Here is a 24,260-nt window from a genome sequence, read left to right as displayed (position 1 = left end):
AGAGCCGCTTTCCGGTGTTCCCCTGCCGGTCCGGCAGCGGAACACCGGGGATCAGGACGCCAGGGTGGCGTCGTAGCTGCGCCGGTCGTTCAGCAGCACCGGGTCGAAACCGGCCACCCGCTTGTACCGGGTGGCGATCTCCTCGCGCTCGGCCAGCGGAAGGATCTGCTCGATGTCCTCGAACCCCTCGGGCGCCCGCTCATGGGCGAGCTTCAGCACCAGCTCCGGGCCCATCTTCCGGTTCGCCAGGGTGATCGCACTGGTCGGCGGGCGCCGTTCGGCCTCGTAGGCCCGGCATGCCTCGGCGGGCCCGCCCAGCCTGGCCAGCGCATCGCTGAGCACCCGGGCGTCCAGAATGGCCTGTGAGGCGCCGTTGGAGCCGATGGGGTACATGGGGTGGGCCGCGTCGCCGAGCACGGTCACCCGGCCGTGGGTCCAGTGCGGCAGGGGGTCCCGGTCCACCATGGGGTATTCGTAGGCGGCATCCGCGTTCCGGATCGTTGCCGCCACGTCCAGCCAGTCGAAGTTCCAGTCCTCGAAGTACGGCAGGAACTTGCCGACCGGGACCCGGCGGTTCCAGTCGCCGCGGTTCTCGGCCGCCCGGTCGAGCGGGCGCTCCGCGATCCAGTTGATCTCGACCTCGCCGCGGGAGTCCGGTGCGGAGATCGGGTACGCGACGAACTTCTGCTCGGAGTTCCCGACCATGACCATCGACCGGTCGCCGCGGAACGGCCGGGCCCGGGTCGTACCGCGCCACAGCACCAGACCGTTCCACAGCGGCGCGCCCTCGGCCGGATACAGCTGGGCGCGGACGGTGGAGCGGATGCCGTCGGCGCCGATCAGCAGATCACCCGTGAGCTGTGCCGTGCCGAAGCGGGCGGTGACTCCGTCGGCCTGGGTGGTGAAGCCGGTCAGCTGGTGCCCGGTCCGTACCGCACCGTCCCCCAGTCGCTCGCGCACCGCATCGAGCAGCATCAGCTGCAACCGTCCGCGGTGGACCGAGTACTGCGGCCAGCGGTACCCCACGTCCAGGCCGCGCGGCTCGGACCAGATCAACTGCCCGTGCGGGGTGAAGTAGGCCAACTCCCGGGTCGGCACGCCTATTTCGGCCAGCCGGTCGCCCAGGCCGAGTTCGGTGAGCTCACGGACGGCGTGCGGCAGCAGGTTGATGCCCACACCGAGCTGCCTGATCTCGGCGGCCGCCTCGGCGACGGTGATGTCCTCGACACCGGCGGCGTGCAGGCTCAGCGCGGTGGCCAGGCCACCGATGCCTCCGCCGGCGATGATGACGCGCATGTTCGCTCCTTAGCGCTGGGATGAGTGGGTGTGGTGAGCGGCGGTCAGTTCCTCCAGCACCGGCACCAGTTCCCGCGGTGTCGGCATGGTGAGCATCTCCTCCCGTAGCGCGGCGGCGGCGGTGCCGAACGCGGGCTCGTCCAGCAATCGCACGAGGTGGTCGCGTACAGAGCTGCCCGTGATGTCGGTGTAGTACGCGGACAGCCCCGCGCCGAACGCCTGCAGCCGTCGGCCGAGCATCGGGGTGTCGTGCTGCTCGGCGATCACCAGCTGCGGCACGGCGTCGAGAGCGATGGTGTTGGTGGTGCCGAAACCACCGTGGTGGATGGCCGCGCGGCAGGTAGGCGTCAGTGCCTGGAGGGGGACGAACTCGACCAGCCGGGTGTTGCCGGGGACCCGCTCCAGCTTGCGCTGTTCCGCCTCCGGGAGGGTGCAGACGAGTTCCACGTCGAGGTCGGCCACCGCGTCGAGGACGTCCTGCACGCTGATCGGATAGCCGCCGAACCGGTCGGTGCTGAACTGGCCGAGGGTCAGACAGACGCGGGGCTTCGGGGCGGGTTCCCGCAGCCAGCGGGGGAGCACCGAGGCACCGTTGTAGGGCACATAGCGCACCGGGAGGTGGTGCACGGCGGTGTCCAGCCGCAGCGGGGCGGGGTACTGGTCGAGGGTGAAGCCGCCGGTGACCAGCGCTTCGGAGAACTCCACCCCGTGGGCCGCCGCCTGTGCGCCCACCCACGCGCCGAACGGGTCCGAGCGCCGCTCCGGCGGCTGCCGGTCCCGCAGCAGCAGGAAGTTCTCCCGGGTCCGGGCGAAGATGTCCAGGGACCACAGCAGACGGCCGTGGGCCGCGCCGACGGCCTCCGCCGCGATCGGCCCGCCGTGTGTGGTCGGCTCCCAGATCACCAGGTCCGGTCGCCATGCGCGGGCGAAGGCGACCAGGTCCTCGGTCATCGGATCGTTGATGATCTTGTACCAGCTCGTCAGCACATCCGCGTAGCCGGAGCGCAGGTACTCCCAGTCGGCGTCGTCGAGCGGTTCGTCGCACCGGGCGAAGGGCGGCACCTCGACCCCGCGGACCCGGTCGTACGCCACGGGGTTCGTCTGGGCGAACCGGGGGGTGAGGAGCCGGGCCGAAATCCGCCAGAGGTGGTGGTCGGTGCCCACCGGCACCGCGGTGAGCCCGGTCCGGGTGATCACCTCGGTGAGGGCGGGCTGGCTCGCCACGCGCACCTCGTGACCGGCGGCGGCCAGCGCCCACGCCAGCGGGACCATGGCATGGAAGTGGGTCTTCTCGGAGTACGTGGCGAACAGGACGCGCATGTCTTCTCCAGCGTCGGTCGGCGTCCCGCTGGCGGGACGGTCACCGGGGGTCAGCTCTGCCGGGTGCCGATGAACAGGCCGCGGCCGGTCGGGCCGCCCTCCAGGTATTCGGCCGGACAGCCGGCGTCCTCGAAGGCCGCGAGATAGGCGTCCTTGGGCCACAGGCTGAGGAGTTCGATTTCGGTGAACTCGGTGATACCGCTCGGCTCGCCGACCACGTACCGCAGCTCCATCCGGCTTTTGTCGCCCTGCCTGATGGAGTGTGAGACACGGGTGATGGTGCGGTCCTTTTCGCGGCTCAGGTCCCCGGCGACATAGCCGTCGATGAATTGCTCGGGGAACCACCAGGGCTCGATGACCAGCACCCCGCCCGGGTTGACATGACGCGCCATGGCGGCGATGGCGTCGCGCATTTCCGACGCATTGTCGAGATATCCGATCGAGCAGAACATGCACACCACGGCATCGAAGGCGCGGCCCAGGTCGAAGGCGCGCATATCGCCGTGGTGCAGCGGGGTGCCGGTGAGTCGCTTCCTGGCCAACTCCAGCATGGGCTCGGCCAGTTCGACCCCCGCCGTGTCCGCGAAGTCCTCGCGGAAGTGGGTGAGGTGCGCGCCGGTTCCACAGGCGACGTCCAGCAGCGATCCCGCACGGGGAACCCGGGCGAGGATCTGGCCGGAGATATCCTTCGCCTCCTGCCGCCAGTCCTTTCCGCGGCTGCGATAGATGCTTTCGAAGACATCGGCGTGATGCTCGGTGAACATGTAAAGTCCCCCTCTGCGTGGTGAGTTGTGCGCCGGGTGAGCGTAGCCGCTCGCTATTAGCCGGGTCCAGCACATGAATGCCCTATCGTCCGGTGTGAATTCAACCGGGAATGCTGAGGGGGATTTTCATGAACGAGTTGTCGATACGGCTGGACCCGGACGCCGTGCACACCTTCGCGGCAGCGACCGGCGACCGCAATCCGCTGCACTGCGATCCCGGCTATGCCCGGCGTACCTCCGCGGGTGCCTGTGTGGTGCCCGGCGTGCTCGCAGTGATCGCCGCACTGGCCGCGGTGCCGGGCCGGCGGCTGCGGGCGGCGACGGAACTCGGCGTCCGCTTCTCCGGCCCCATGTTTCCCGGCCGTCGCTACCGGGTCGCCGTCGAGGAGCGGGACGACGCGGCGACCGCACTGGTCGTCCGCGAGGGGACGACGCCGGTGCTGCACCTCGATCTGCTCTCCGGAGAGCCGCCGGAGAACGCCGTCGTGCCGAGGCGGCAGCCGGCCGCGCCGGAGCCGGAGCCGTCCGGTGACCGTTCCCCCGGAGAGAGCCGGGACGGCGCCTATGGCTTGCCGTCCCCCGGCGCACTGCGCGCACTGGGCGGGCTGCTGGGCGCCGGGGAGCTGCCCGACGCCCTGCTCGGCGCGCTCGGCTGGGCAAGCTGGTTCGCCGGTATGCGGGTGCCCGGACGGGACGCCGTCGTCTCGGGTCTTCGGGTGCGGGTGACCGATCGGGAATCCGGCGGTGAGCCGCGCTACACGGCGCGGGTAACCGCATTCGACCCGCGCAGCGGAACCGTCGCGGTGCGGGGGGAGTGCACCGGCGGCGGACGCGCCCTCGAAGTGGAGCTGCGCGGTTTTCAGCGGCGTCCGGTGCCGGTGCCGGACCGGGCCTCGGCGACGAGCGTGCTCCCGCCGGGCGACCGGCTGCGGGGGCAGCAGGTGCTCGCGGTCGGCGGCAGCCGCGGCATCGGTGCCGCGCTCGTCTCGGTGCTCGCTTCCCAGGGCGCCACGGTCTGGGCCACCCAGCGGGCCCCGGGCCCGGTGGAGGCGTTGCGGGACGAGTTCGGGGAGGACCGCGTGCGTCCGCTCGTACTCGATGCCACGGACCCCGGACAGGTCGCGGCCGGGATCGACGCGCTGGCCGGGGCCGGGGTCCGGCTGGACGGGCTGGTGCTGAGCGCGGGCCCCACGGTGCCGGCCGCCGGCCTGCACCCGGACACCGTGGACACCTTCCGGGAATTCGTCGACACCAGCCTGACCGTCGCACTGCGTCCGCTCGCCGCCGCGCTGCCGCTGCTCAAGGAAGGCGGCTGGGTGGTGCTGCTGTCCTCCGGTGCGGTGGTGGACATCCCGGCGCAGTATCCGCAGTACTTCGTGGCGAAGTCGGCCCTGGAGGCGCTGGGCCGCTTCTGCGCCGCCCGGCACCGGGTGCGGGTGCTGCTCGCCAGGGCGCCGAAGATGTGGACCGACCTGTCGAACGGCCCGCTGGGCGGTCGTGGCACCGTGCCGACCGCACAGGTGGCGTCGGCGGCCGTGGGCTGGGTGCTCGGCGACCTCCCGGACGACGGAACGGGGTTGACCGTGCTGTCACCGGAGGACCTGGCGGGGTGGGTGGCGCCCTGAACGCGGCGAGACGGAGCGACGGTGCGGCCGGCGGCGGGGACGGGACCGCCACCGTCGGCCGCACCGCCCGGGACTCCGGGCCGGCGGCGGCCGCGGAGCGCCCGTTCACACCTTGACGACGACGGCCGCCCGCTGGATCCGCTCGATCAGCCGCGCCTGCCTCAGCGTGCCCGCTTCCTCCGCACGCAGGTCTCCGCCGCCCAGCACCGCGTCGGCGAAGCGACGGATGATGTTGGCGAACTGGTGGTCCGCGGGCAGCACGAACTCCTCGCGGTGGTCCTGACGCTCGATCCGCAGCACCGGCTGGAAGCTCTCCGGTGGGGTGAACGCCCGGTCGAGGAAGAGCCGTCCGGTGCTTCCGCGCAGCTCGTAATCGGTCCGGTAGGAGTGCTCCATGCCGAAGGTGAGCTGGGCCGGCACCCCCTGCGGGGTGGCCAGCAGCACACTGCCGGACAGCACCACGTTCCTGGCCCCGTCGTGGCGGAACACCGCGCCGACGACGTCGAGTTCGGGCCCGAGGAAGTGGAGTGCCGCGCGTACGGGATAGCCGCCGAAGTCGAGAAAGGCGCCCCCGCCCACCTCGTGCCGGTACCGGATGTCCGCGTCCGGCTTGGGCGGGATGGTGAAGTCGCTGGAGAATCCGCGGAGTTCACCGATCGCGCCGGTGTCGAGGAGCCGGTGCACCGCGGCGTGCTGGGAGTGATGCAGGAACATGTAGTTCTCCAGCAGCACCAGCCCGCGGGACCGGGCCAGCCCGAGGAGCCGGGCGGTCTCGGCGTGGTCGGCGGTCATCGGCTTCTCGACCAGGACGTGCTTGCCCGCCTCCAGCGCCCGTTCCACCCACTCGGCGTGCAGCCGCCCGGGGAGCGGGATGTAGACCGCGTCCACGTCGTCCCGGGCGAGCAGCGACGGGTAGCCGGCCAGCGGCACACCGCCGAACCGGTCGGTGAACTCGGTCGCGCGCCGGAGACTGCGGCTGGCGATCGAGGTCACCTCGATGGCCGGGTCGGCGGTCAGCGCGGGCAGGGTCCGTCGCCAGGCGATGTCCGCGCAGCCCATGACCCCCATGCGCAGCAGGTCGGTGTCGTCAGCGCTCATTTCGGCAGTTACTCCGCTCGGTGCAGGAAGGTGCGGAACAGGGTGCGGATCAGGTCCGCAGGGCTTCATAGTGCGCGAGGCACTCCTCGTAGGTGGGCAGCAGACCCGCCTCCCCGGCCTCGGCCAGGGTGGGCGCGGCAGCGTCCTTCTCCGACATGACCGGCGGTCCGCCGAGGTTCCACGGAATGCCGATGTCCGGGTCGAGTGCGTTGATTTCCAGCATCGTGCCGTGCTGGTACTCCTCGGAGCAGACGAAGGTCACACAGGCGTCGTCGGTCAGCGCCAGGAAGGCATGGCCGAGTCCGTCGGCGAGATAGACGGCCGTGCCGGTGCCGGCCTTCTGGTGGGTCGTCTCGTATTTCCCGAAGGTGGGCGAGCCCAGCCGGAGGTCCACGGCCACGTCCAGGACCTCACCCCGCACACAGGTGACCAGTTTCGCCTGGCCGGGCGGCAGCGGGGTGCCGTGAATGCCGCGGAGGGTATTGCGGCGGCTCAGCGAGTAGTGGAACTGGGCGACCTCGAAGGGGTACCCGATGGCCTCGGTCAGGGCCGTGCTGCGGAACGCTTCGTAGAAGAGACCCCGCCGGTCGAAATGGCGTACCGGGGTGATCCGGTAGGCATTCGGCAGCGACATCTCGGTAATTTTCACCGTGTTCATATCCGGCCGGACTCCGCTGATGAATCGAGCTGCACGGACAGGGTCAGTACAGGCTGTGAAGGCAGGCCAGCAGGCTGCGGGCCTCGATGGTGAGGTAGTGGCCGTGCCGGAGCAGGGCCGACAGCTGCCGGACGGTCATCCAGCAGTAGTCGGGCGGCGGATCGGTCGCGTACTCCTCACCGACCTCAATGATCTGATAGCGCGTCAGGGCGTTGTAGAACCGCCCGCCCTCCTCGGAGAGCACCTGGTCGTAACGGACGGTGCCCTTTCCGGAGGCCAGGGCACCGCGCAGCCATCGCTCCCGGACCGCCGTCACGCCGGCTCCCGGCGGCAGCAGCACCGTCGGCGCCATCTCCACCAGGTCCATCAGGCCGTACTGCTGGCGGGCGTGCACCAGCACATGGAGCACGCCGTCGAAGGGACGGACCAGGAACACCGCCCGTCCCTCACCGCGCGGCAGCAGCAACGGCTGGGTCCAGCGCTGGACTTCGCGGGTCCCGGCCTCCACGCCGATCGCGATGATCCGGAAGTGCCGCTGGTGCGCGTCGGCGATCTCCTCGTCGTCCCGTGCCCAGCCGCTGACGTCCGCCAGCGGTGTCAGCCGCGCGGTCCAGTCGCAGCGGGTCTTCGCCTCGGTGAACCAGCTCAGGATCTCGCCGGAGGTGTGCCGGGCGCCGTTCCCGTCCTCCCGGTACCGGCAGGAGCGGAGCAGTGCGTCCCGGAAGGCGTCCGCGGCCGGCGGCGGGGCCTCCTCCGGCAGCAGGCCGGACAGACACGCCAGTACGGTACGGGCGTCCATGTTGACCAGGTTGTCCACGTGGTGCAGCTGCCGGATCTGGGACAGGCTGAGCCAGCAGTAGTCCTCGTGCACCGGCACTTCACCGGTCACCAGCACCACCATGTTGCGGTTGCGCTTGCGCCAGAACCAGGCGCCCTGCTCGGACTGCAGGACGTCCACGAGGACCCGGCCGCGACCGGGGCCGGTGAAGTGCTCCAGATACCTCGTGGACATGCCCCGGTGGACCTGGGTGTAGTTGCTGCGGGTCGCCTGCACGGTCGGCGACAGCTGCAGGGTGTTGATGTTGCCCGGCTCCATCTTGGCCTGCATCAGGCAGTGGAGTACGCCGTCGAACTCCTTGACGACGATGCCCAGGATGCCGATCTCCGGCTGGTTGATGATCGGCTGGGACCAGGTGTCCAGGCCGTTCTCCCGGACCTGGAGCCCCTCGATGGTGAAGAACCGGCCGCTGGCGTGGGCGAGGTTGCCGGTGCCGGGTTCGAACGACCAGGAGTCCAGGTCCCGGAACGCGAGCCGCTCCACACGGAAGTGGCCGTTCCGGTGCCGTTCGGCCCACCAGTCGTGGAACGGGGCCAGTGAGGCGGCCGTACTCTGCGCGGAAAGCGCCGGCCGGCCCTTGCTCTGAGGTGGTGCGGCCATGAGTGGCTCCCTCACGATGAGTCCCCCCTGTCTTCGCGGCACCGTGGGAGGCCGGTACGGATGGTGCCGCTGCGGCGGTCGCGGTCAGAGCGTCGCCAGCACACCGCGCAGGGTGTCGATGACCCGCTCCTGCTCGGTCTCGGTGAGCGAGGGGTACATGGGCAGCGAGAAGATCTCGTCCGCCACCTCCTCGGTGACCGGCAGCGAGCCCTTGGCGTAGCCGAGGTCGGCGAAGCCCTTCTGGGTGTGCACCGGCCAGGGGTAGCTGATGTTCAGCACGATGTCGTGCTTCTTCAGCTCGGCGAGGATGGTGTCCCGCCGGGGGTGCCGCACGACATGCACGTAGTACACGTGGGTGTTGCCCGGGGCGACCGCGGGGGTGACCAGATCGGTGCCCCGGAACGCCTCGGCGTAGCGCGCGGCGATGGCGCGGCGCCTGGCGATGTAGTCGTCGAGCCGGGTCAGTTTGCGGCGCAGGATCTCCGCCTGTACCTCGTCGAGCCGGCTGTTGTGTCCCGGCCGCTCCACGACGTGATACACGTCCTCCATGCCGTAGTAGCGCAGCCGCCGCAACCGGGCATCGATCCCGGGATCGCCGCTCAGCGTCGCGCCGCCGTCCCCGTAGGCCCCGAGGACCTTGGTGGGGTAGAAGGAGAACGCCGCCGCCCTGCCCATCGAACCGGCGATCCGGCCGTGGTGGGTGGCACCGTGCGCCTGGGCGCAGTCCTCCAGGATCGGCAGGCCGTGCCGCGCCGCGAGCGCCTCCAGAGGCGCCATCTCCACACACTGGCCGTAGAGATGGACCGGCAGCAGGCACGCCGTACGCGGGGTGATCGCCGCCGCGACCTGGTCCACCTCCATGAGGTAGGTGTCACGGTCGACATCCACGAACACCGGCCGGGCGCCGACGGCGTCGATCGCCAGCACCGTGGGGGCCGCCGTGTTCGAGACCGTGATCACCTCGTCACCCGGACCGACCCCGAGGGCCCGGAGTCCCAGCACAATGGCGTTGGTGCCGTTGTCGACCCCGACACAGTGCGGCACACCGTGATATGCGGCAAACTCCCGCTCGAATGATTTGACGCTCTTACCGAGCACCAACTGCCCGGAACGGAACACCGAATCGACAGCGTCGATGATGTCGTCCCGCTCCTTTTCGTACTCCGGCAGGTATCCCCAGACGGAAAGGGGCATGGCACGTCACCTCCAGCGTGAATTTTTCTGCGAATCGATTCAGGAGATTTTCTTGAGGAGCGCCACGCCGTGTTTGTCCCAGTCCTCGCGCCGGATCGCGAGGACATTCATGTCCCAGGTGCGGCCGTGAAAGAAGGTGTAGTCCTGCAACACGGCTTCTTCCTGCACCATCGCGGCGTGCTCCTCGCCGAAGGCGAGAGCCTCCGCGCTCGGCCGGGTGGTGTGAAAGTACACCTTCCGCGTACGCCACATGGCGAAGGCGAAGTTCGTGCTCAAGGCGTTTGCGTCCCGGGTCAGTTCGGCCGGCTGATCGGCCGCCGTATTGACCTCGACCTTCAGGTGTCCGGCCGGGTTCAGGTCGGAGATCACGGCCAGGCCGGCCAGTGCGTCGTTGTCCTTGCGGTGCACCAGGAAGACGGCGGAGGCGCCCCGTCCGAACGACGCGGTGTAGTCGTCGATCGTGGGAAGTCCGCAGTAGCCGAGCTGAAACAGAATCTCATAGGCGTCCGGTGCGTCGGTGACGCTTGCCGGACGTAACACGGCCTGCCGGGACTGAGTATGCGGATACAGCATTATGGAGGGCCCCTCGCTTCCCGGGTCGACTTCCCCGGTGCAGTAATGTGGGAATGAGCTCGGTGAAAGTAATAATGGAGTGCGCCGGGAGTCAAGCACCCGCCCCGGCACGGTGATTGGGGGGCGGCGCTGCTGTCCCGCCAGCGGGACAGGGCCGGGGCATCGCGTAAACGAGGGTGCCTTGTTCTCCGGCCGAGCGCGAAGCTAATGTGCCGGTCGGAGTTTTGACCAGCTGCCATGTGACGCCGAAATAATTCGGATGCCTGGCCGCTTGGCATCCTCGAGTGTCTTTCGCAGCCGGAATATGTGCCGGCGGTTCGTGTCCGGCCCGGAGAATCCCGGCCGGGCGCGGAGAAAACCAGAAGTGGGGGAGAACTGTGTCGGACGGGACAGGGGCCGCGGACGTGGATACCGCGGTGGTCGGTGCGCTGACCGATCTGGTGCGCGACACCGCATACATGATCTGCGGGGAACAGCCCGGTGTGCCGCAGCCGAAGCTGCTCACCGATCTCGACTCCTTCTCCTCGGTCCAGTTGATGCTGGAGCTGGAGAAGTCGGTCGAGGTGATGCTGCTGGAGGACCTGGGCTACTTCGAGGGGACCACCTTCGGCGATATGGCAGTCCATATCCTCACCATCGCGGACAAGAAGGGCGAACTCGACGGTCTCGTCGAGCGGATGCGCCGCATCGCCGATGAACGGCAGCCGGCCGCGACGGACCCGCTGCCCACGGGTGGGACGACCCCGGCCTGATCAGGAGACGAGACGGATGGAGGGAAACACCATGTCTGCCGATGACCGGTATCTGGTCGTGGTCAATCACGAGGAGCAGTACTCGGTCTGGTTCGCGGACCGCGAGATCCCGGCCGGCTGGCGTGCCGAAGGCACCACGGGGTCCCGCGACGCATGCCTGGACCACATCGAGCGCGTCTGGACCGATATGCGGCCGCTGAGCCTGCGGCAGCGGATGACCGCCCAGACCGGCTGACGACCGACCGAGCCGAGGTGATCATGAACCACCCCCAGCCGGACGAGGCCGGCCTGCCGGAGCTCTTCGCCCGTCAGGCGGCCCTGACTCCGGACGCGATCGCGGTGGATTCCGGCGCGGGCCGGCTCACCTACCGCGAACTTGACCGGGCGGCCAACCAGTTGGCCCATGAGCTGCGGGCCCGCGGGGTCCGCCGGGACGAGATCGTGGCCGTCTGTCTGCCGCGGCGCCCTCGCCTGGTGACGGCGCTGCTCGCGGTGCTGCGGGCCGGAGCCGCGTTCCTGCCGCTGGACCCGGCTCACCCGGGGGAGCGGCTGGCCCGGACCCTGGAGGACGCGCGGGCGCGGCTGCTGCTGGCGGAATCCGGCGTGCCGTTCGCGCCGCCGGGTGTCCCGGTGCTGGACCCGGCCGCCGCGCAGGACACGATCGCCGCCCGGCCGGCCGGTTCCGCGCCGGTCGCCACCGATCCGGACGCGCTGGCGTACGTCATGTACACCTCCGGCTCGACCGGCCGCCCGAAGGGCGTGGCGGTCCCGCACCGCGGCATCCGTAACCGGGTGCGCTGGGCGGTCGGCACCTACGGGTTCTCCGCGGCCGACCGGATGCTGCAGAAGACCGCCCTGACCTTCGACGCCTCGGTATGGGAGTTCTTCGGGCCGCTCATCTCCGGTGGCACCGTGGTCATCCCGCCGGACGGTACCGAGCGGGACCCCGCGCTGATGGCCGAGGTGCTGCTCCGCGAGCGGATCACCGTGCTGCAAGGCGTGCCGACCTTCCTGCGGACCCTGGCCGAGGAACCCGGCCTGAGCAGATGCACCGCACTGCGGCTGCTCTTCTCGGCGGGGGAGCCGCTCACCGACGAGCTGGCCGTCCGCCTGACCTCGCGGGTCCCCGCTCTGCTGGTCAACACCTATGGGCCCACGGAGTGTTCGATCGATGTCACCGCATGGGACTTCCACGGCGCGGCGACCGGCACCGTTCCGATCGGGCGTCCGCTGGACCACACCCGCGTGGCGGTGCTCGGCCCGGACGGCGACCGCACGGCCACCGGTGAACTGCACGTCGGCGGCGCGGGCCTGGCGCGCGGCTATCTCGGGCGGCCGCGGCTGACCGCCGACCGCTTCGTCCCGGACCCCTACGGCCCGCCGGGCTCGCGCGCGTACCGCACCGGAGACGTGGTGCGCCGCCGGGAGGACGGGGTGCTGGAGTTCGCCGGCCGCCTGGACCACCAGGTGAAGATCCGTGGGATCAGGGTCGAACCGGGCGAGGTGGAGACCGTGCTGACACAGCACCCCGGCGTGGCCGCCGCGGCGGTCGTGCCGCGTCCGGGGCCGGACGGCCGGCCGTGGCTCGTCGGCTATGTGGTGCCCCGCGCCGAGCCGCCCGCCCACCAGGACCTCCGCGCCCATCTGCTGAGCAAACTGCCCGAGGCGTATGTGCCCTCGCTCTTCGCCACCCTGGCCGAGCTGCCGGTGACCAGCAGCGGAAAGACCGACCGTGCCGCCCTGCCGGAACCGCCGCGGGCCCGCCCGGCCGGCGCCCTGCCGCCGGGTACCCCGGAGCCGCGGACCCCGGAGGAGAAGACCGTCGCCGCGGTCATGGCGGAGGTACTCGGGCTCGACGCGGTCGGTGCCGACGACGACTTCATCGAGCTGGGCGGACACTCGCTGCTCGCGATCCGGGTCGCGGGCAAGCTCCGCGCCGCCCTCGGCGTCGCCGTCTCCGTACGGATGGTGTTCGAGGCCCGTACCGTGGCCGGGCTGGCCGCGCGGCTGACCGCGCTCACCGAGGACGCCGTGACCGACCTGGCGGTGCTGCCCGCCCGGGAGCCGTCCGTGCCGGTGCCGCTCTCCTTCACCCAGCAGCGGCTGTGGTTCCTCGACCAGCTCGACCCCGGTGGCCTCGGCTACCAGGTGAGCTGGGCCTTCCGGCTGACCGGCGCACTGGACACCGGGGCGCTGGAGGCGGCGCTGCACGCTCTGGTCGCCCGCCACGAGGTGCTGCGGACCCGCTATGTGACCGGCCCGGACGGCGCTCCTGTCCAGGAGATCGCCCCGGCGGGACCGTTCCCCCTCCAGCTGACCGAACTCCCCGACGGAGAGCGGCTGCCACGGCTGATCCGTGCGCTGGTGGACCGGCCGTTCGACCTGTCGGCGGGGGGACCCCTCGCCGCGCATCTGATCCGGACCGGGGCGGCGGACCACGTCTTCCTGCTGGTGATGCACCACATCGTCACGGACGACTGGTCGACGGACGTGATGGCGCGCGAACTGTCCGAGCTCTACCGGGCCCATGTCACCGGGCTCCCGCCCGTATTGGAGCCGCCCGCCCTCCAGTACGCGGACTACGCGGTGTGGCAGCGCACCCACCGGTCCGGCCCGGCCCTGGACGCCGAACTCGACCACTGGCGCACGCGGTTGAGCGGACTGGAGCCGCCGGCGCTGCCCACCGACCGGCCCCGGCCGCCCGTACGGTCCGGGCGCGGCGCGACCGTACGGGCCAAACTGCCCGCCGAGGTGGCCCAGCCGCTGCTGCGCCTGGGCCGCGACCGGGGCGCCACCCCGTTCATGACCTTCCTGAGCGTGTTCTACGCGCTCCTCGGCCGTTACACCGGGGCGGCGGACCTGGCGGTCGGCACGGTGGTCGCCGGGCGCGGGCACCCGAAGCTGGAGGAGGCCCTCGGCTGCTTCGTCAACACCGTCGTGCTCCGCGTCGACCTCTCCGACGACCCGACGCCGGAGCAGCTGATCGCCCGGGTACGCGACTGCGCCCTCGACGGCTTCGCCCATGACGGGATCCCGTTCGACCGCGTGGTGGAGGAACTGGCCCCGCAACGGGACCTCGCCCGCTCCCCGCTGGCCGATGTCACCTTCGGCGTGCGCGAGACGCCGCCGCACCCGCTGCGGCTGGCCGGACTCGACGTACGGCCGGTCGAAACCGGGCCCGCCACCGCCAAGTTCGACCTGACCGTGATCCTCTCCGCCGAGCCCGACGGCGGTTACCGGATGGAGCTGGAGTACGCGACCGAGCTGTTCGACGAGGCGACGGTGCGCCGGCTGGCCGGCCACTTCCGCACCCTCGCCACGGTCATGGCGGCCCGGCCCGGGGTCCCGGTCAGCCGGTTGCCCCTGCTGGAGCGGCCGGAGCGGGAACAGCTGCTGCACGGCTGGAACCCGCCCCGCCGGCCGGACACACCCGAGTGCGCCCACGAGGCCTTCGCCGCCCAGGCCGTGCGCACGCCCGGAGCGCTCGCGGTGACCGGCGACGGGGAACAGCTCAGCTACGCCGAAGTCGCCGCGCGCGCGGACGCCTTGGCGCGCCGGCTGATCGCGGCCGGCGTCCGCCCGGAGGACCCGGTGGCCGTGCTGCTCGACCGGTCCCCGGCCCTGGTCCCGGTCCTGCTGGCGGTACTTCAGGCCGGCGGCGCCTACGCCCCGCTGGACCTCGACCAGCCGGCCGCGCGCCTGGCCCGGATGATCGACGACCTCCGGCCCGCGGTCGTCCTCAGCGACCGCGCGACCCTGTCCCGGCTGGGCGAACTGCCCGCTCCGGCGGTACTGATCGACGAACCGGCCACCGCCCCGCCGGCGGAGCCGCCGCCCGGCGACCCGGGCCGCCTGGCGTACATCATTCACACCTCGGGGTCGACCGGCCGCCCGAAAGCGGTCATGATCACGCATCGGTCGTTCACCCACCACGCGCGGGTGATCGCCCGGCAGCTCGGCTACCGCGCCGACGACCGGGTGCTGCTCCTGGCGCCACCGCACTTCGACCCCGCGATGGAGCAGATCCTCGCACCGCTCCTGCTGGGAGCGACCGTGGTGGTCAGCGATCCGGGCCTGCTGCCCCCCGCGGAGCTGCCCGCACTGATCGCCCGGACCGGGGTGACACAGCTGGCGACCACGCCCCACTACTACCGGGAGATGGCCGGGAGTACCGGCCGTCGCGACCCCCGGCTGGCCACCGTGCGCACCTTCGTCGTCGCCGGGGACGTGGTCGTCCACGACGACGCCCGGCGCTGGTTCGCCACCGGGCTGGACGCCGGGTTCGTCTGCGTCTACGGGCCGACCGAGGCCACCGTCGCGGTGCTGAGCCACCGGGTGGCCGAAGAGGACCTGCGGACCGGCCCGTCGGACACCGGCCTCCCCCTCGGCCGTCCGCTGCCCGATGCCCGCGTCCATGTGCTGGACGACCGGATGGAGCCGGTGCCGGTCGGAGTGGCCGGCGAGGTGTACCTCGGCGGGCTCCGGCTCGCCCGGGGCTATCTGCGGCAGCCGCGCCACACCGCCGACCGCTTCGTCCCCGATCCCTACGGGGACCGGCCCGGTGAGCGCCTCTACCGGACCGGGGACCGGGGCCGCTACCGCGCCGACGGGACCGTCGAGTTCCTCGGCCGGCTGGACGCCCAGGTGAAGATCCGCGGCTTCCGGGTCGAGCTGGGGGAGGTCGAGGCGGCTTTGGCGCGGCACCCGCGGGTGCGGACGGCCGCCGCGGCCCTGCGGAGCGTCGCGGGCCGGGACCCGCGGCTGATCGGCTATGTGGTGCCGGAGCCGGACGCGCCGGCCCCGACGCCCACCGAGCTGCGGGCGTTCCTGCGGGCCCGGCTCCCCGAGTACATGGTGCCCGCGGCCTTCCTGACCCTCGCCGAACTGCCGCTCGCCGCCGGCCGGAAGCTGGACCGGGGCGCGCTGCCGGCGCCCGACGCGGAGACCGCCGACGGGAACGACGGGAACGACGAGAACTACGTGGCCCCGCGCGACGAGATCGAGGAGGCCATCGCCGGAGCGTGGGCCGAGGTGCTCGGGATCGCCCGCGTGGGCGTGGAGCACGAGTTCTTCGACCTCGGCGGGCACTCGCTGCTCGCCACCCGGCTCGGCGCCGGACTGCGCGACCTGTTCGGGATCGAGATCCCGCTGCGGGTGCTGTTCGAGGCGACCACCGTCCGCGCGCAGGCGGCCGCGCTGGAGCGGCTCGCCGACGCCGAACCGGCCGCGGACCACCATGCCGTCACTTGAACCCAGGGAAGAGAATCATGAGCTCTGACATGCCGAAGCGTGCGCCGGGCCGCGGCGCGGAGCTGCTCCGCGACCGGCTGCGTCAGCGTTCCGGGGGACCGGCCTCGCGGAAGCCCGCCCTCCCCGTGGTTCCACGGGACGGAGCGTTACCGCTCTCCTTCGCTCAGCGCCGGCTGTGGATGCTGGACCAGCTCCGCCCCGGCGGCACCGAGTACCTGGTACCGCTGGTGTTCCGCCTGAAGGGCGACCTGTCCGGGGTGGACGTCCGGCGCGCGCTGAACGAGCTGGTGCGCCGCCAGGAGATCCTCCGCACCCGCTACACCGTCGACGCCGACGGCGAACCGGTGCAGACCATCGACCCGCCCTCCGGCATCGAGCTGTGCTGCACCGACCTCACCGGCGCCCGCCCCGAAGAGCTGGACGCCCTGCTGCACGCCGACAACAGCCGCCCGTTCGACCTGGCCACCGGCCCGGTGCTGCGGGCCCGGCTGATCCGGCTGGCCACCGAGGAGCACGTCCTCGCGCTCGTGATGCACCACATCGCGGTGGACGGCTGGTCGGGCAGCCGGCTCGCGCACGAACTGGCCACCCTCTGCGCCGGGGAGGGCCTGCCGGAACCCGAGGTGCAGTACGCGGACTACGCGGCCTGGCAGCGTGCGCACGCCTCCGACGAGCGGCTGGCCCACGAGCTGGAGTACTGGCAGCGGCAGCTGCGCGAACTGCCCGCGCTGGAACTGCCGACCGACCGGCCCCGCCCCGCGGTCTGGGAACCCGCGGGCGCGACCGTCACGTTCGGCATCCCGGCCGAGGTGGCCGGCCGGGTCGCCGCACTGGCCGCGACGCACCAGGCCACGACGTTCATGGTCTATCTGGCGGCGTTCTGGACCCTGCTGCACAGGTACACCGGACAGACCGACTTCGCCGTCGGGTCCCCGATAGCGGGCCGGACCCACCCCGACACCCAGGACCTGATCGGCCTGTTCCTCAACACCCTGGTGCTGCGCGCCGACCTGTCCGGCGACCCCGTTTTCACCGAGCTGCTGCGGCGCGCCAAGGGCACCGCGATCGACGCCTACGAGCACCAGGAGGTGCCGTTCGAGCGCGTCGTCGATGCGCTGGCGGTCGACCGCGATCTGTCCGTCCACCCGCTGGTGGGCGTGAACTTCGTCCTCCAGAACTACGAGCCGTTCCGGTTCGAGGCGGGTGCGGTCACCGGTGAAGTGATCCAAGTGGAGCAGCGGCAGGCGCAGTTCGACCTCACCTGGTCGCTGGAGGAGCGGCCGGACGGCTCGGTGACGGGCTCGGTGACCTACCCCCATGCGCTGCTGGACGAGGCGACCGCGCGGCGCATGAGCGAGCACTTCGTCTGTCTGCTGACCGCGGCCGCCACCGGGCCGGACACCCGGATCAGCGCACTACCGCTGATGAGCGAGGCCGAGGCCGCCCGGCTGACCCGCCCCGCCGCCCGGCCGGCCGACGCCGGAGCCTGCCTGCACGAGCGGTTCGCCGAGCAGGCCGCGCTGCGGCCCGGGGCCGTAGCCCTGACCTCCGACGGCCAGGAGCTGACCTACGCCGAGCTGGACGCCCGCGCCAACCGGCTGGCACACCGGCTCCGCGCCGCCGGCGCCGGCCGTGAACACCTGGTCGGCATCTGTCTGCACCGCGGAATCGACCTGATCGTCACGGTGCTGGCCACGCTCAAGGCGGGGGCCGCCTACCTGCCGCTCGACCCCGCGCACCCCGCCGAACGGACCGAATTCCTCATCCACGACGCCCGCGCACACCTGGTCGTCACGGACCGCACCCTGACCGGGCAGCTCGCGACCGCCGGGGCGCCCGGCGGGCTGATCGTGCTGGACGATCCGGCCGAGCGGGAGCTGCTCGCCACGTTCCCGGACGACGCCCCGGTGACCGGCGCCCATCCGGACGATCTCGCCTACGTCATCCACACCTCGGGATCGACCGGCCGTCCCAAGGGCGTCCAGGTCACCCACGCCAACGTGGTCCGGCTGCTCGGCACGAACCAGGACCTGTACGGCTTCGGCAGCGACGACGTCTGGTCGCTCTTCCACTCCGCCGCCTTCGACATCTCGGTCTGGGAGATCTGGGGCGCGTTCCTGCACGGCGGGCGGCTCGTGGTCGTCCCGCATGCCGTGACGCGCTCGCCCTGGGACTTCGCCCGGCTGCTGGCGGACGAGCGGGTGACGGTGCTGAACCAGACCCCGTCCGCGTTCCGGGGCCTGGTGGATCTGGCCGCCCGGGGCGAACCGGCGCTCGACGAGCTGCGGCTGCGCCTGGTGATCTTCGCGGGCGAGATGCTCGACCTGGACATGCTCGTGCCGTGGTGGAACCGGTTCGGTGACCGGGTTCCCTTGCTGGTCAACATGTACGGCATCACCGAGACCACGGTGCACGTCACCCGCCGGCCGCTGGGACGGTCCGACCTCTCCGGCGACCGCAGCCCCATCGGACCGCCGATGCCCGACCTCACCCTGCACCTCCTCGACCCGTGGATGCGGCCGGTGCCGGTCGGGGTGCCCGGGGAGATCTATGTCGGTGGGCCGGGGGTCACCCGCGGGTACCTCGGACGGCCCGCCCTCACCGCGGAACGGTTCGTACCGGACCCGTTCGGTCCGCCGGGTGCGCGGCTCTACCGTTCCGGCGACAAGGCGCGCCTGCTCGCCAACGGGGACATCGGATTCCTCGGCCGGTTCGACGACCAGGTGAAGATCCGTGGGTTCCGGGTCGAGCTCAGCGAGATCCAGTACTGCCTGACCGGCCACCCGGACCTCCGGGCCGCCGTCCTCACCGTGCACGAACCCACCCCGGGCGCCCGCGAACTCGTCGCCTATGTGGTGCCGGAGGACGGCGCCACCGTCCTCGTGGCCGACCTGCGCGCCTACGTGGCCGAACGGCTGCCCGGCTACATGGTCCCGGGGATCTTCATGGTCGTCCCGAAGCTCCCGCTCACCGTCAACGGCAAGCTGGACCGCCGTGCCCTGCCCGCCCCGGACCGCGCCCAACGGGACCGGCCGGAGACCTTCGTGGAACCGCGGACGGCCACCGAGCAGGCCATGGCCGCCATCTGGGCCGAGGTGCTGGAGGTGCCGCAGGTCGGGGTGCACGACAACTTCTTCGCCTTCGGAGGGGACTCGATCCACGCGGTGCGCCTGGTCGGAAAGCTGCGCGCTCAGGGCTTCGACCACTCCGTGCAGGACCTGTTCCGCCATCAGAGCATCGCCGAACTGGCCGCCACCCGCGGCGCCTCCCACGGTGAGGAGGCAAGCACCCGTCCGTTCGCGCTGATCGGTACCGAGGACCGGGCGAAGGTGCCGGAGGGGGTGGTGGACGCCTACCCGCTCGCCCGTGTGCAGGCCGGCATGGTCTACGAGATGCTCGCCGACTCGGGCCGGAACCTGTACCACAACATCACCAGCTATCTGATCCGTGACGACGGTCCCTTCGACGCCGCGGCGCTGGCCGCGGCGGTGGACGCGGTCGTGGCCCGCCACGAGGTGCTGCGGACCTCCTTCGACCTGGGAACCTTCTCCGAGCCGCTCCAGCTCGTGCACGCCGCGGCGCGGGCCGGGTTCGGCCACACGGATCTGCGGGACCACTCCGCCGACGCACGCCGGTCCGCCATGGACGCCTTCCGGGAGTCGGAGCGCGGGCGGCTGTTCCCGCCCGGGGCGGCGCCGCTGATCCGGATGCACGCCCACCGCATCGCCGACGACCGCTTCTACCTGTCGCTCACCGAACACCACGCGGTGCTGGACGGCTGGAGCCACAACTCGGTCATCTCCGAGGTGATCCAGGGCTACCGGGCCATCAGGACGAACGGACGGCCGCCGGCCGCTCCGTCGCCCGGGGTCCGCTTCGCCGACTTCATCGCCCAGGAACAGCGCAGCCTGCACGGCCCGGAGGACCGCGCCTTCTGGTTCGGCCGCCTGGAGAACACGGTCCGGCTGACGATTCCGCCGTCCTGGGCCGATCCGGACGGCCCCGCCGACTACCACCTCCGGGTTCCCTACCGGCATCTGGAGCCGGAACTGCGGCATCTGGCCGCTCTGGCCGGGGCCTCGCTGAAGAGCGTGCTGCTGGCGGCGCATCTCGCCGTGTGGCGGACCTTCGCCGAGGGCGACCTGTTCTTCTCCGGTCTGGTGTCCAACGGCCGCGCCGAGGCCGAAGGCGGTGACCAGGTACGCGGGATGTTCCTCAACCCGGTGCCGCTGGTGGCCCCCACGGGTGCGCGTACCTGGCGCGAGCTGGTCCGGGGCGTCTTCGACCGCGAGGTGGAACTGTGGCCGCACCGCCGGTTCCCGATGCCCCAGCTCCAGCACGAGTTCGCCCAGGACGGCCGGCTGCTCGACGTGGCCTTCAACTACCTCGACTTCCATGTGCTCGACCGTGACGCGGTGGACACCTCCGACACCACCGACATCAGCCTCAACGAGTTCCCGCTGTGTGCGCTGACCGAGGCCGGGGACCTGGTCCTCGCGGCCAAGTCCGCCTGGATCGCGGAACGGCACACCGCGATGCTCGCCGAGATGTACCGGTCGGTGCTGGAGCGGATGGCCGCCGACCCGGACGGCGACGCCCGGGTCTCCCTGCTGCCCCCGGCCGAACGCCGCCGGCTGCTGGCCGAGGGGAACGACACCGGGGCGGCCCGGCCGGAGCGCGCGCTGCACCAACTCATCGCCGACCAGGCGCGGATGCGCCCGCAGGCGGTGGCGGTCGAGGCCGCCGGGGAGCGGCTGACCTACCACGCGCTGTGGCAGCGCGCCCGCTCCTGGTCGGACCGTCTGCGGGGGCTCGGCGTCCGGGCCGGAGACCTGGTCGGGGTGTGCCTGCCCCGAGAGGTGGACCTGGTCGCGGCCGTCCTCGGCGTCGTGAACCTCGGGGCCGCCTACGCACCGGTCGATCCGGCGCATGCGCCCGAGCGGAACGCGGCGATCCTGACCGGGGCCGGGGTGCGCGCGGTGATCGCCGGCCCGGAGACCGCGGCCGGACTGCCCCAGGTGGTCCTCGCGGACCAGCTGCCGGAAACCGATTCCGCGGAGCCGGCCCGGCCGGTGCACCCCGAGGACCTGATCTACGTGGTGCACACCTCCGGTTCCAGCGGCCGCCCCAAGGGCGTGATGGTGCGGCACGCCGCCCTGTCGGACCGGGTGTGCTCCATGGCCCGGGACATGGCCCTGACCACGGAGGACGCCGTGGTCACCGTGGTGCCGGTGGTCACCGACGTCTGGCAGATGGATGTCTTCGTCGCGCTGGCCAACGGCTGCCGGCTGATCCTCGCCGGGAACGACGACGCCCGGGACCCGCTCGCACTGGCCGCGCTGCTCCGCTCCTCCGGCGCCTCGCTGATGCAGGCGTCGCCGACGACCTGGCGGATGCTCGACGAGTCGGGCTGGACCCCGCCGCCGGGCTTCCACCGGGTGTCCGGCGGGGAGGCCCTGGGCGCCACGATGACCGGGCGCCTGGGAGCCACCGAGGCCGGAGTGTGGGACATGTACGGCCCGGCGGAGGCCACCATGTTCTGCTTCGGCAGCCGCTACACCGCCGACACGGCCCCCGCCTGGGTCCCCGCGGCCAACACCACCTCGTATCTGCTCGACGAGCGGCTGGAGCCGGTGCCGTTCGGGACCACCGGCGAGATCCACGTCGGCGGTGACGGACTGGCCCGCGGCTACCTCGGCCGGCCCGCGGGCACCGCCCACACATTCCTGCCGGACCCCTTCGCTACCGCGCCCGGCAGCCGGATGTACGCGACCGGTGACATCGGACGGCGGCTGGAAGACGGCCGGATCGAGATCCTCGGCCGACGGGACCACCAGCTGAAGATCCGAGGTTTCCGGGTGGAGCCGGGCGAGATCGAGGCGGTGCTCACCTCCCATCCGGGGGTCCGGGCCGCGGTGGTGCATCCGGTCGACGGCCCGCAGGGGGCGAAGCAGCTCGCCGCGTATGTCATCCCCCGTCAGGAAGACATTCCGGCACGTGAGCTGGCGCAGTACGCCGGGCGCACCCTGCCCGGCCACATGGTGCCGACCCACTTCGTCTCCCTGCCCGCCTTCCCCCGGCTGGCCAACGGAAAGGTCGACCGCACCGCGCTGCCGGAACCCGACGGCGGACGCTCGATGGGCCTCGCGGAGTACGCGCGGCCACAGGGCCCGGTCGAGGAGGCGATCGCCGGGGTCTGGGCCGAGGTGTTCGGCGTCGACCGGGTGGGCCGGGACGACGACTTCTACGCGCTGGGCGGCCATTCGCTGCTCACCATGCGGATCACCGCCCAGCTGGCGCGCCGGCACGCCATCGAGCTGACCTTCCAGGACTTCCTGCGGCACCGCACGGTCCGCGGGCTGGCGAGCCGGGCCTCGGCGGACCGGGACTCCTCCTCGCTGCTCTGGCTCGGGGAGACCGGCGAGGGCACACCGCTGTTCTGTGTGCACCCCGGCGGCGGCAGCGCCCACTGGTACCGGCATCTCGCCGAGGTCTACACCCGGGAACGTCCGCTGGGCGCCTTCGAATGGCCGGGGCTGCACGGCGACGCCCCGGCACCGGCCGGTCTGGCGGAGGTGGCGGCGGTCTATGTGGCCGAGCTGAAGCAGGCGCGGCCACAGGGCCCGTACCACATCCTCGGCTGGTGCGGCTCCAGCGGTATCGCCTGGGAGATGGCACGGGAGCTGCGGGCCGGCGGAGACGACACCCGGCTGATCCTGATCGACCCGATCGAGTACCCCTCCACCGACGTCAACCCGCTCGCGCAGAACGTGGCCCAACTGCGCCGCGCGGAAGCCCTCCTGACGATGCTGCGGGAGCTGCCCGAAGGTACGGAGCGCGACCGGGCACGGGCCGAGCTGCGGGACGTGCTGGGCACCATCGTCGACGACGGCGATGCGGTGTTCGGGGACGGGGCGGACGGCACCCGGGACGCCGACCTCATCCACGGCTGGACCGACCGGCTGCGGTCCTGGCGGGAGATGGCCGAACTGCGGCTGCACTACCGCTTCCCCGAGTACCCGGGCCCGGTCGATGTGCTGGTCTGCGACGAACTGGCCGAGGGCGGATACCAGGACATCGTCGGCCAGGACTTCGACCGCTACCTCGATCAATGGCGGCGGCTGGCACGCGGCGGAGTCCGCTCCGCACGCATCCCGGGCGACCACCGCAGCGCGCTCTTCCCGCCCCATGTCTCCACCCTGGCGGCCCGCCTGGCCGCCATCATCGACCGCCCCGACAGTGCCGAGGAGTGAAGACCATGGCCGACACCCGTCATCTGATCTCGCTGCGCGACCTCACCGATGCCGACCTCGACCGGATCGTACGGCGTGGCCGGGAGATCGCCGCCGAGGACCCGGCCGTACGGAAGGAACCGCTGCGGGGGCGGGTGATCGGGGTGTACTTCAGCAAGACCTCCACGCGCACCCGGACCTCGTTCACCGCCGGGGCGCTGCGGCTCGGCGCCCGGGTGGTCACCTTCGGGCCGGGGGATCTCCAGCTCAACACGGGGGAGACCCTGGCGGACACGGCCCGGGTGCTGGGCGGGATGCTGGACGGGCTGGTGATCCGCACCGCCGGGGCGCCGGAGGAGCTGCGCCGGTTCGCCGAACACTGTCCGGCCGTGGTCAACGCGATGAGCGCCGATGAGCACCCCACCCAGGCGCTGGCGGACCTCACCACGCTGTGGAGCCGGCTGGGCAGGCTCGACGGCCTGAAACTGCTCTACGCCGGGGAGGGCAACAACACGGCGGCGGCGCTGGCGCTGGCACTGCCGCGCTTCTCCGCCGTGGAGCTCGAATTCCGCACACCGCCGGGGTACGGCCTGGAACCGGCCGTACTGGCCGAGGCACAGGCCCTCGCCGCCCGCTCCGGCAGCCGTGTCAGCGAGCGGCATGACATGGAGTCGCTGCCCGAGGGGGCGGACGTCGTCTACACCACCCGCTGGCAGACCACCGGCACCAGCAAGTCCGATCCGGCCTGGCAGCGGGTGTTCGAGCCGTTCCAGGTCAACGCCGCGGTGATGGCCCGGTGTCCGGACGCACTGTTCATGCACGACCTGCCCGCGCACCGTGGTCAGGAGGTCACCGCCGAGGTCCTGGACGGGCCGCTGAGCATCGCCTTCGAGCAGGCGCAGTACAAACTGCACAGCGCCACGGCGGTGCTGGAGTGGTGCCTGGGACAGTGACCCGAGCGGGGGCCGGGGGGGGCCGGGGGGGGGGGGGCGGGGGGGCCCGCCCCCCCCCCGGCGGGAAAAAAAAAAAAACACAACCCCAAACACCTGAGGAACGGGTT

At 71.8% G+C, this 24,260-nt stretch carries 14 protein-coding genes; 6 read left to right on the top strand and 8 right to left on the bottom strand.

What is annotated here, in order from left to right; translation table 11 throughout:
* Window positions 1-51 precede the first annotated feature (51 nt).
* From ACFW5B_RS17160 to ACFW5B_RS17150, 3 genes are read right to left on the bottom strand one after another with little or no spacing between them, the layout of a single operon-like run.
* A complete protein-coding gene (locus ACFW5B_RS17160) occupies window positions 52-1,296 on the bottom strand; it encodes a flavin-dependent oxidoreductase (RefSeq protein WP_386439675.1) in 1,245 nt (414 codons plus the stop codon).
* Window positions 1,297-1,305: 9 nt separating this feature from the next.
* Window positions 1,306-2,616 (bottom strand): activator-dependent family glycosyltransferase, encoded by a 1,311-nt coding sequence (locus tag ACFW5B_RS17155; protein ID WP_386439673.1) that lies wholly within the window; start codon window positions 2,614-2,616, stop codon window positions 1,306-1,308.
* A gap of 50 nt (window positions 2,617-2,666) precedes the next feature.
* Complete coding sequence (locus ACFW5B_RS17150) at window positions 2,667-3,380, bottom strand: class I SAM-dependent DNA methyltransferase (protein ID WP_386439671.1); 714 nt, start codon at window positions 3,378-3,380, stop codon at window positions 2,667-2,669.
* 128 nt (window positions 3,381-3,508) lie between these two features.
* Between ACFW5B_RS17150 and ACFW5B_RS17145 the strand changes: the two genes are divergently transcribed.
* A complete protein-coding gene (locus ACFW5B_RS17145) occupies window positions 3,509-5,005 on the top strand; it encodes an SDR family oxidoreductase (RefSeq protein ID WP_386439670.1) in 1,497 nt (498 codons plus the stop codon).
* 105 nt (window positions 5,006-5,110) lie between these two features.
* Here ACFW5B_RS17145 and ACFW5B_RS17140 read toward each other — a convergent pair whose 3' ends face one another.
* The 5 genes from ACFW5B_RS17140 to ACFW5B_RS17120 form a co-directional block, all read right to left on the bottom strand.
* Window positions 5,111-6,103, bottom strand: a complete 993-nt coding sequence (locus ACFW5B_RS17140) for a Gfo/Idh/MocA family protein (protein WP_386439668.1) — start codon at window positions 6,101-6,103, stop codon at window positions 5,111-5,113.
* A 49-nt stretch (window positions 6,104-6,152) separates the two neighbouring features.
* Complete coding sequence (locus ACFW5B_RS17135; RefSeq protein WP_386439666.1) at window positions 6,153-6,737, bottom strand: dTDP-4-dehydrorhamnose 3,5-epimerase family protein; 585 nt, start codon at window positions 6,735-6,737, stop codon at window positions 6,153-6,155.
* A 67-nt stretch (window positions 6,738-6,804) separates the two neighbouring features.
* Window positions 6,805-8,199: an NDP-hexose 2,3-dehydratase family protein gene (locus tag ACFW5B_RS17130; protein ID WP_386439664.1), complete on the bottom strand. Its 1,395-nt coding sequence runs from the start codon at window positions 8,197-8,199 to the stop codon at window positions 6,805-6,807.
* Window positions 8,200-8,283: 84 nt separating this feature from the next.
* Entirely contained in the window at window positions 8,284-9,393 is a 1,110-nt protein-coding gene (locus ACFW5B_RS17125; protein ID WP_386439662.1) for a DegT/DnrJ/EryC1/StrS family aminotransferase, read from the bottom strand.
* A gap of 39 nt (window positions 9,394-9,432) precedes the next feature.
* A complete protein-coding gene (locus tag ACFW5B_RS17120; RefSeq protein ID WP_386439660.1) occupies window positions 9,433-9,933 on the bottom strand; it encodes a hypothetical protein in 501 nt (166 codons plus the stop codon).
* Window positions 9,934-10,370: 437 nt separating this feature from the next.
* Here ACFW5B_RS17120 and ACFW5B_RS17115 point away from each other — a divergent pair, with 437 nt between their 5' ends.
* From ACFW5B_RS17115 to ACFW5B_RS17095, 5 genes are read left to right on the top strand one after another with little or no spacing between them, the layout of a single operon-like run.
* Window positions 10,371-10,718, top strand: a complete 348-nt coding sequence (locus tag ACFW5B_RS17115) for a hypothetical protein (protein ID WP_386439658.1) — start codon at window positions 10,371-10,373, stop codon at window positions 10,716-10,718.
* Between the two features lie 31 nt (window positions 10,719-10,749).
* Entirely contained in the window at window positions 10,750-10,953 is a 204-nt protein-coding gene (locus ACFW5B_RS17110; protein WP_386439656.1) for an MbtH family protein, read from the top strand.
* A gap of 23 nt (window positions 10,954-10,976) precedes the next feature.
* Window positions 10,977-15,968, top strand: a complete 4,992-nt coding sequence (locus tag ACFW5B_RS17105) for an amino acid adenylation domain-containing protein (RefSeq protein WP_386439654.1) — start codon at window positions 10,977-10,979, stop codon at window positions 15,966-15,968.
* Window positions 15,969-15,985: 17 nt separating this feature from the next.
* Window positions 15,986-23,221 (top strand): amino acid adenylation domain-containing protein, encoded by a 7,236-nt coding sequence (locus ACFW5B_RS17100; RefSeq protein WP_386439652.1) that lies wholly within the window; start codon window positions 15,986-15,988, stop codon window positions 23,219-23,221.
* A gap of 5 nt (window positions 23,222-23,226) precedes the next feature.
* Window positions 23,227-24,153, top strand: a complete 927-nt coding sequence (locus tag ACFW5B_RS17095; protein WP_386439650.1) for an ornithine carbamoyltransferase — start codon at window positions 23,227-23,229, stop codon at window positions 24,151-24,153.
* Window positions 24,154-24,260: the final 107 nt, after the last annotated feature.

The organism is Streptomyces sp. NPDC058773, assembly GCF_042746015.1.
Taxonomy (GTDB): domain Bacteria; phylum Actinomycetota; class Actinomycetes; order Streptomycetales; family Streptomycetaceae; genus Streptomyces.
Note: the sequence above shows the minus strand (reverse complement) of the source record. Positions and strands in the feature narration are given on the sequence as shown.

What these genes read in the sequence shown, in the direction of transcription:
- ACFW5B_RS17095 (WP_386439650.1), top strand. Translation starts at nt 23,227, where the DNA reads ATGGCCGACACCCGTCATCTGATCTCGCTGCGCGACCTCACCGATGCC.
- ACFW5B_RS17150 (WP_386439671.1), bottom strand. Translation starts at nt 3,380, where the DNA reads ATGTTCACCGAGCATCACGCCGATGTCTTCGAAAGCATCTATCGCAGC.
- ACFW5B_RS17100 (WP_386439652.1), top strand. Translation starts at nt 15,986, where the DNA reads ATGAGCTCTGACATGCCGAAGCGTGCGCCGGGCCGCGGCGCGGAGCTG.
- ACFW5B_RS17140 (WP_386439668.1), bottom strand. Translation starts at nt 6,103, where the DNA reads ATGAGCGCTGACGACACCGACCTGCTGCGCATGGGGGTCATGGGCTGC.
- ACFW5B_RS17130 (WP_386439664.1), bottom strand. Translation starts at nt 8,199, where the DNA reads ATGGCCGCACCACCTCAGAGCAAGGGCCGGCCGGCGCTTTCCGCGCAG.
- ACFW5B_RS17145 (WP_386439670.1), top strand. Translation starts at nt 3,509, where the DNA reads ATGAACGAGTTGTCGATACGGCTGGACCCGGACGCCGTGCACACCTTC.
- ACFW5B_RS17160 (WP_386439675.1), bottom strand. Translation starts at nt 1,296, where the DNA reads ATGCGCGTCATCATCGCCGGCGGAGGCATCGGTGGCCTGGCCACCGCG.
- ACFW5B_RS17135 (WP_386439666.1), bottom strand. Translation starts at nt 6,737, where the DNA reads ATGTCGCTGCCGAATGCCTACCGGATCACCCCGGTACGCCATTTCGAC.
- ACFW5B_RS17125 (WP_386439662.1), bottom strand. Translation starts at nt 9,393, where the DNA reads ATGCCCCTTTCCGTCTGGGGATACCTGCCGGAGTACGAAAAGGAGCGG.
- ACFW5B_RS17105 (WP_386439654.1), top strand. Translation starts at nt 10,977, where the DNA reads ATGAACCACCCCCAGCCGGACGAGGCCGGCCTGCCGGAGCTCTTCGCC.
- ACFW5B_RS17155 (WP_386439673.1), bottom strand. Translation starts at nt 2,616, where the DNA reads ATGCGCGTCCTGTTCGCCACGTACTCCGAGAAGACCCACTTCCATGCC.
- ACFW5B_RS17110 (WP_386439656.1), top strand. Translation starts at nt 10,750, where the DNA reads ATGTCTGCCGATGACCGGTATCTGGTCGTGGTCAATCACGAGGAGCAG.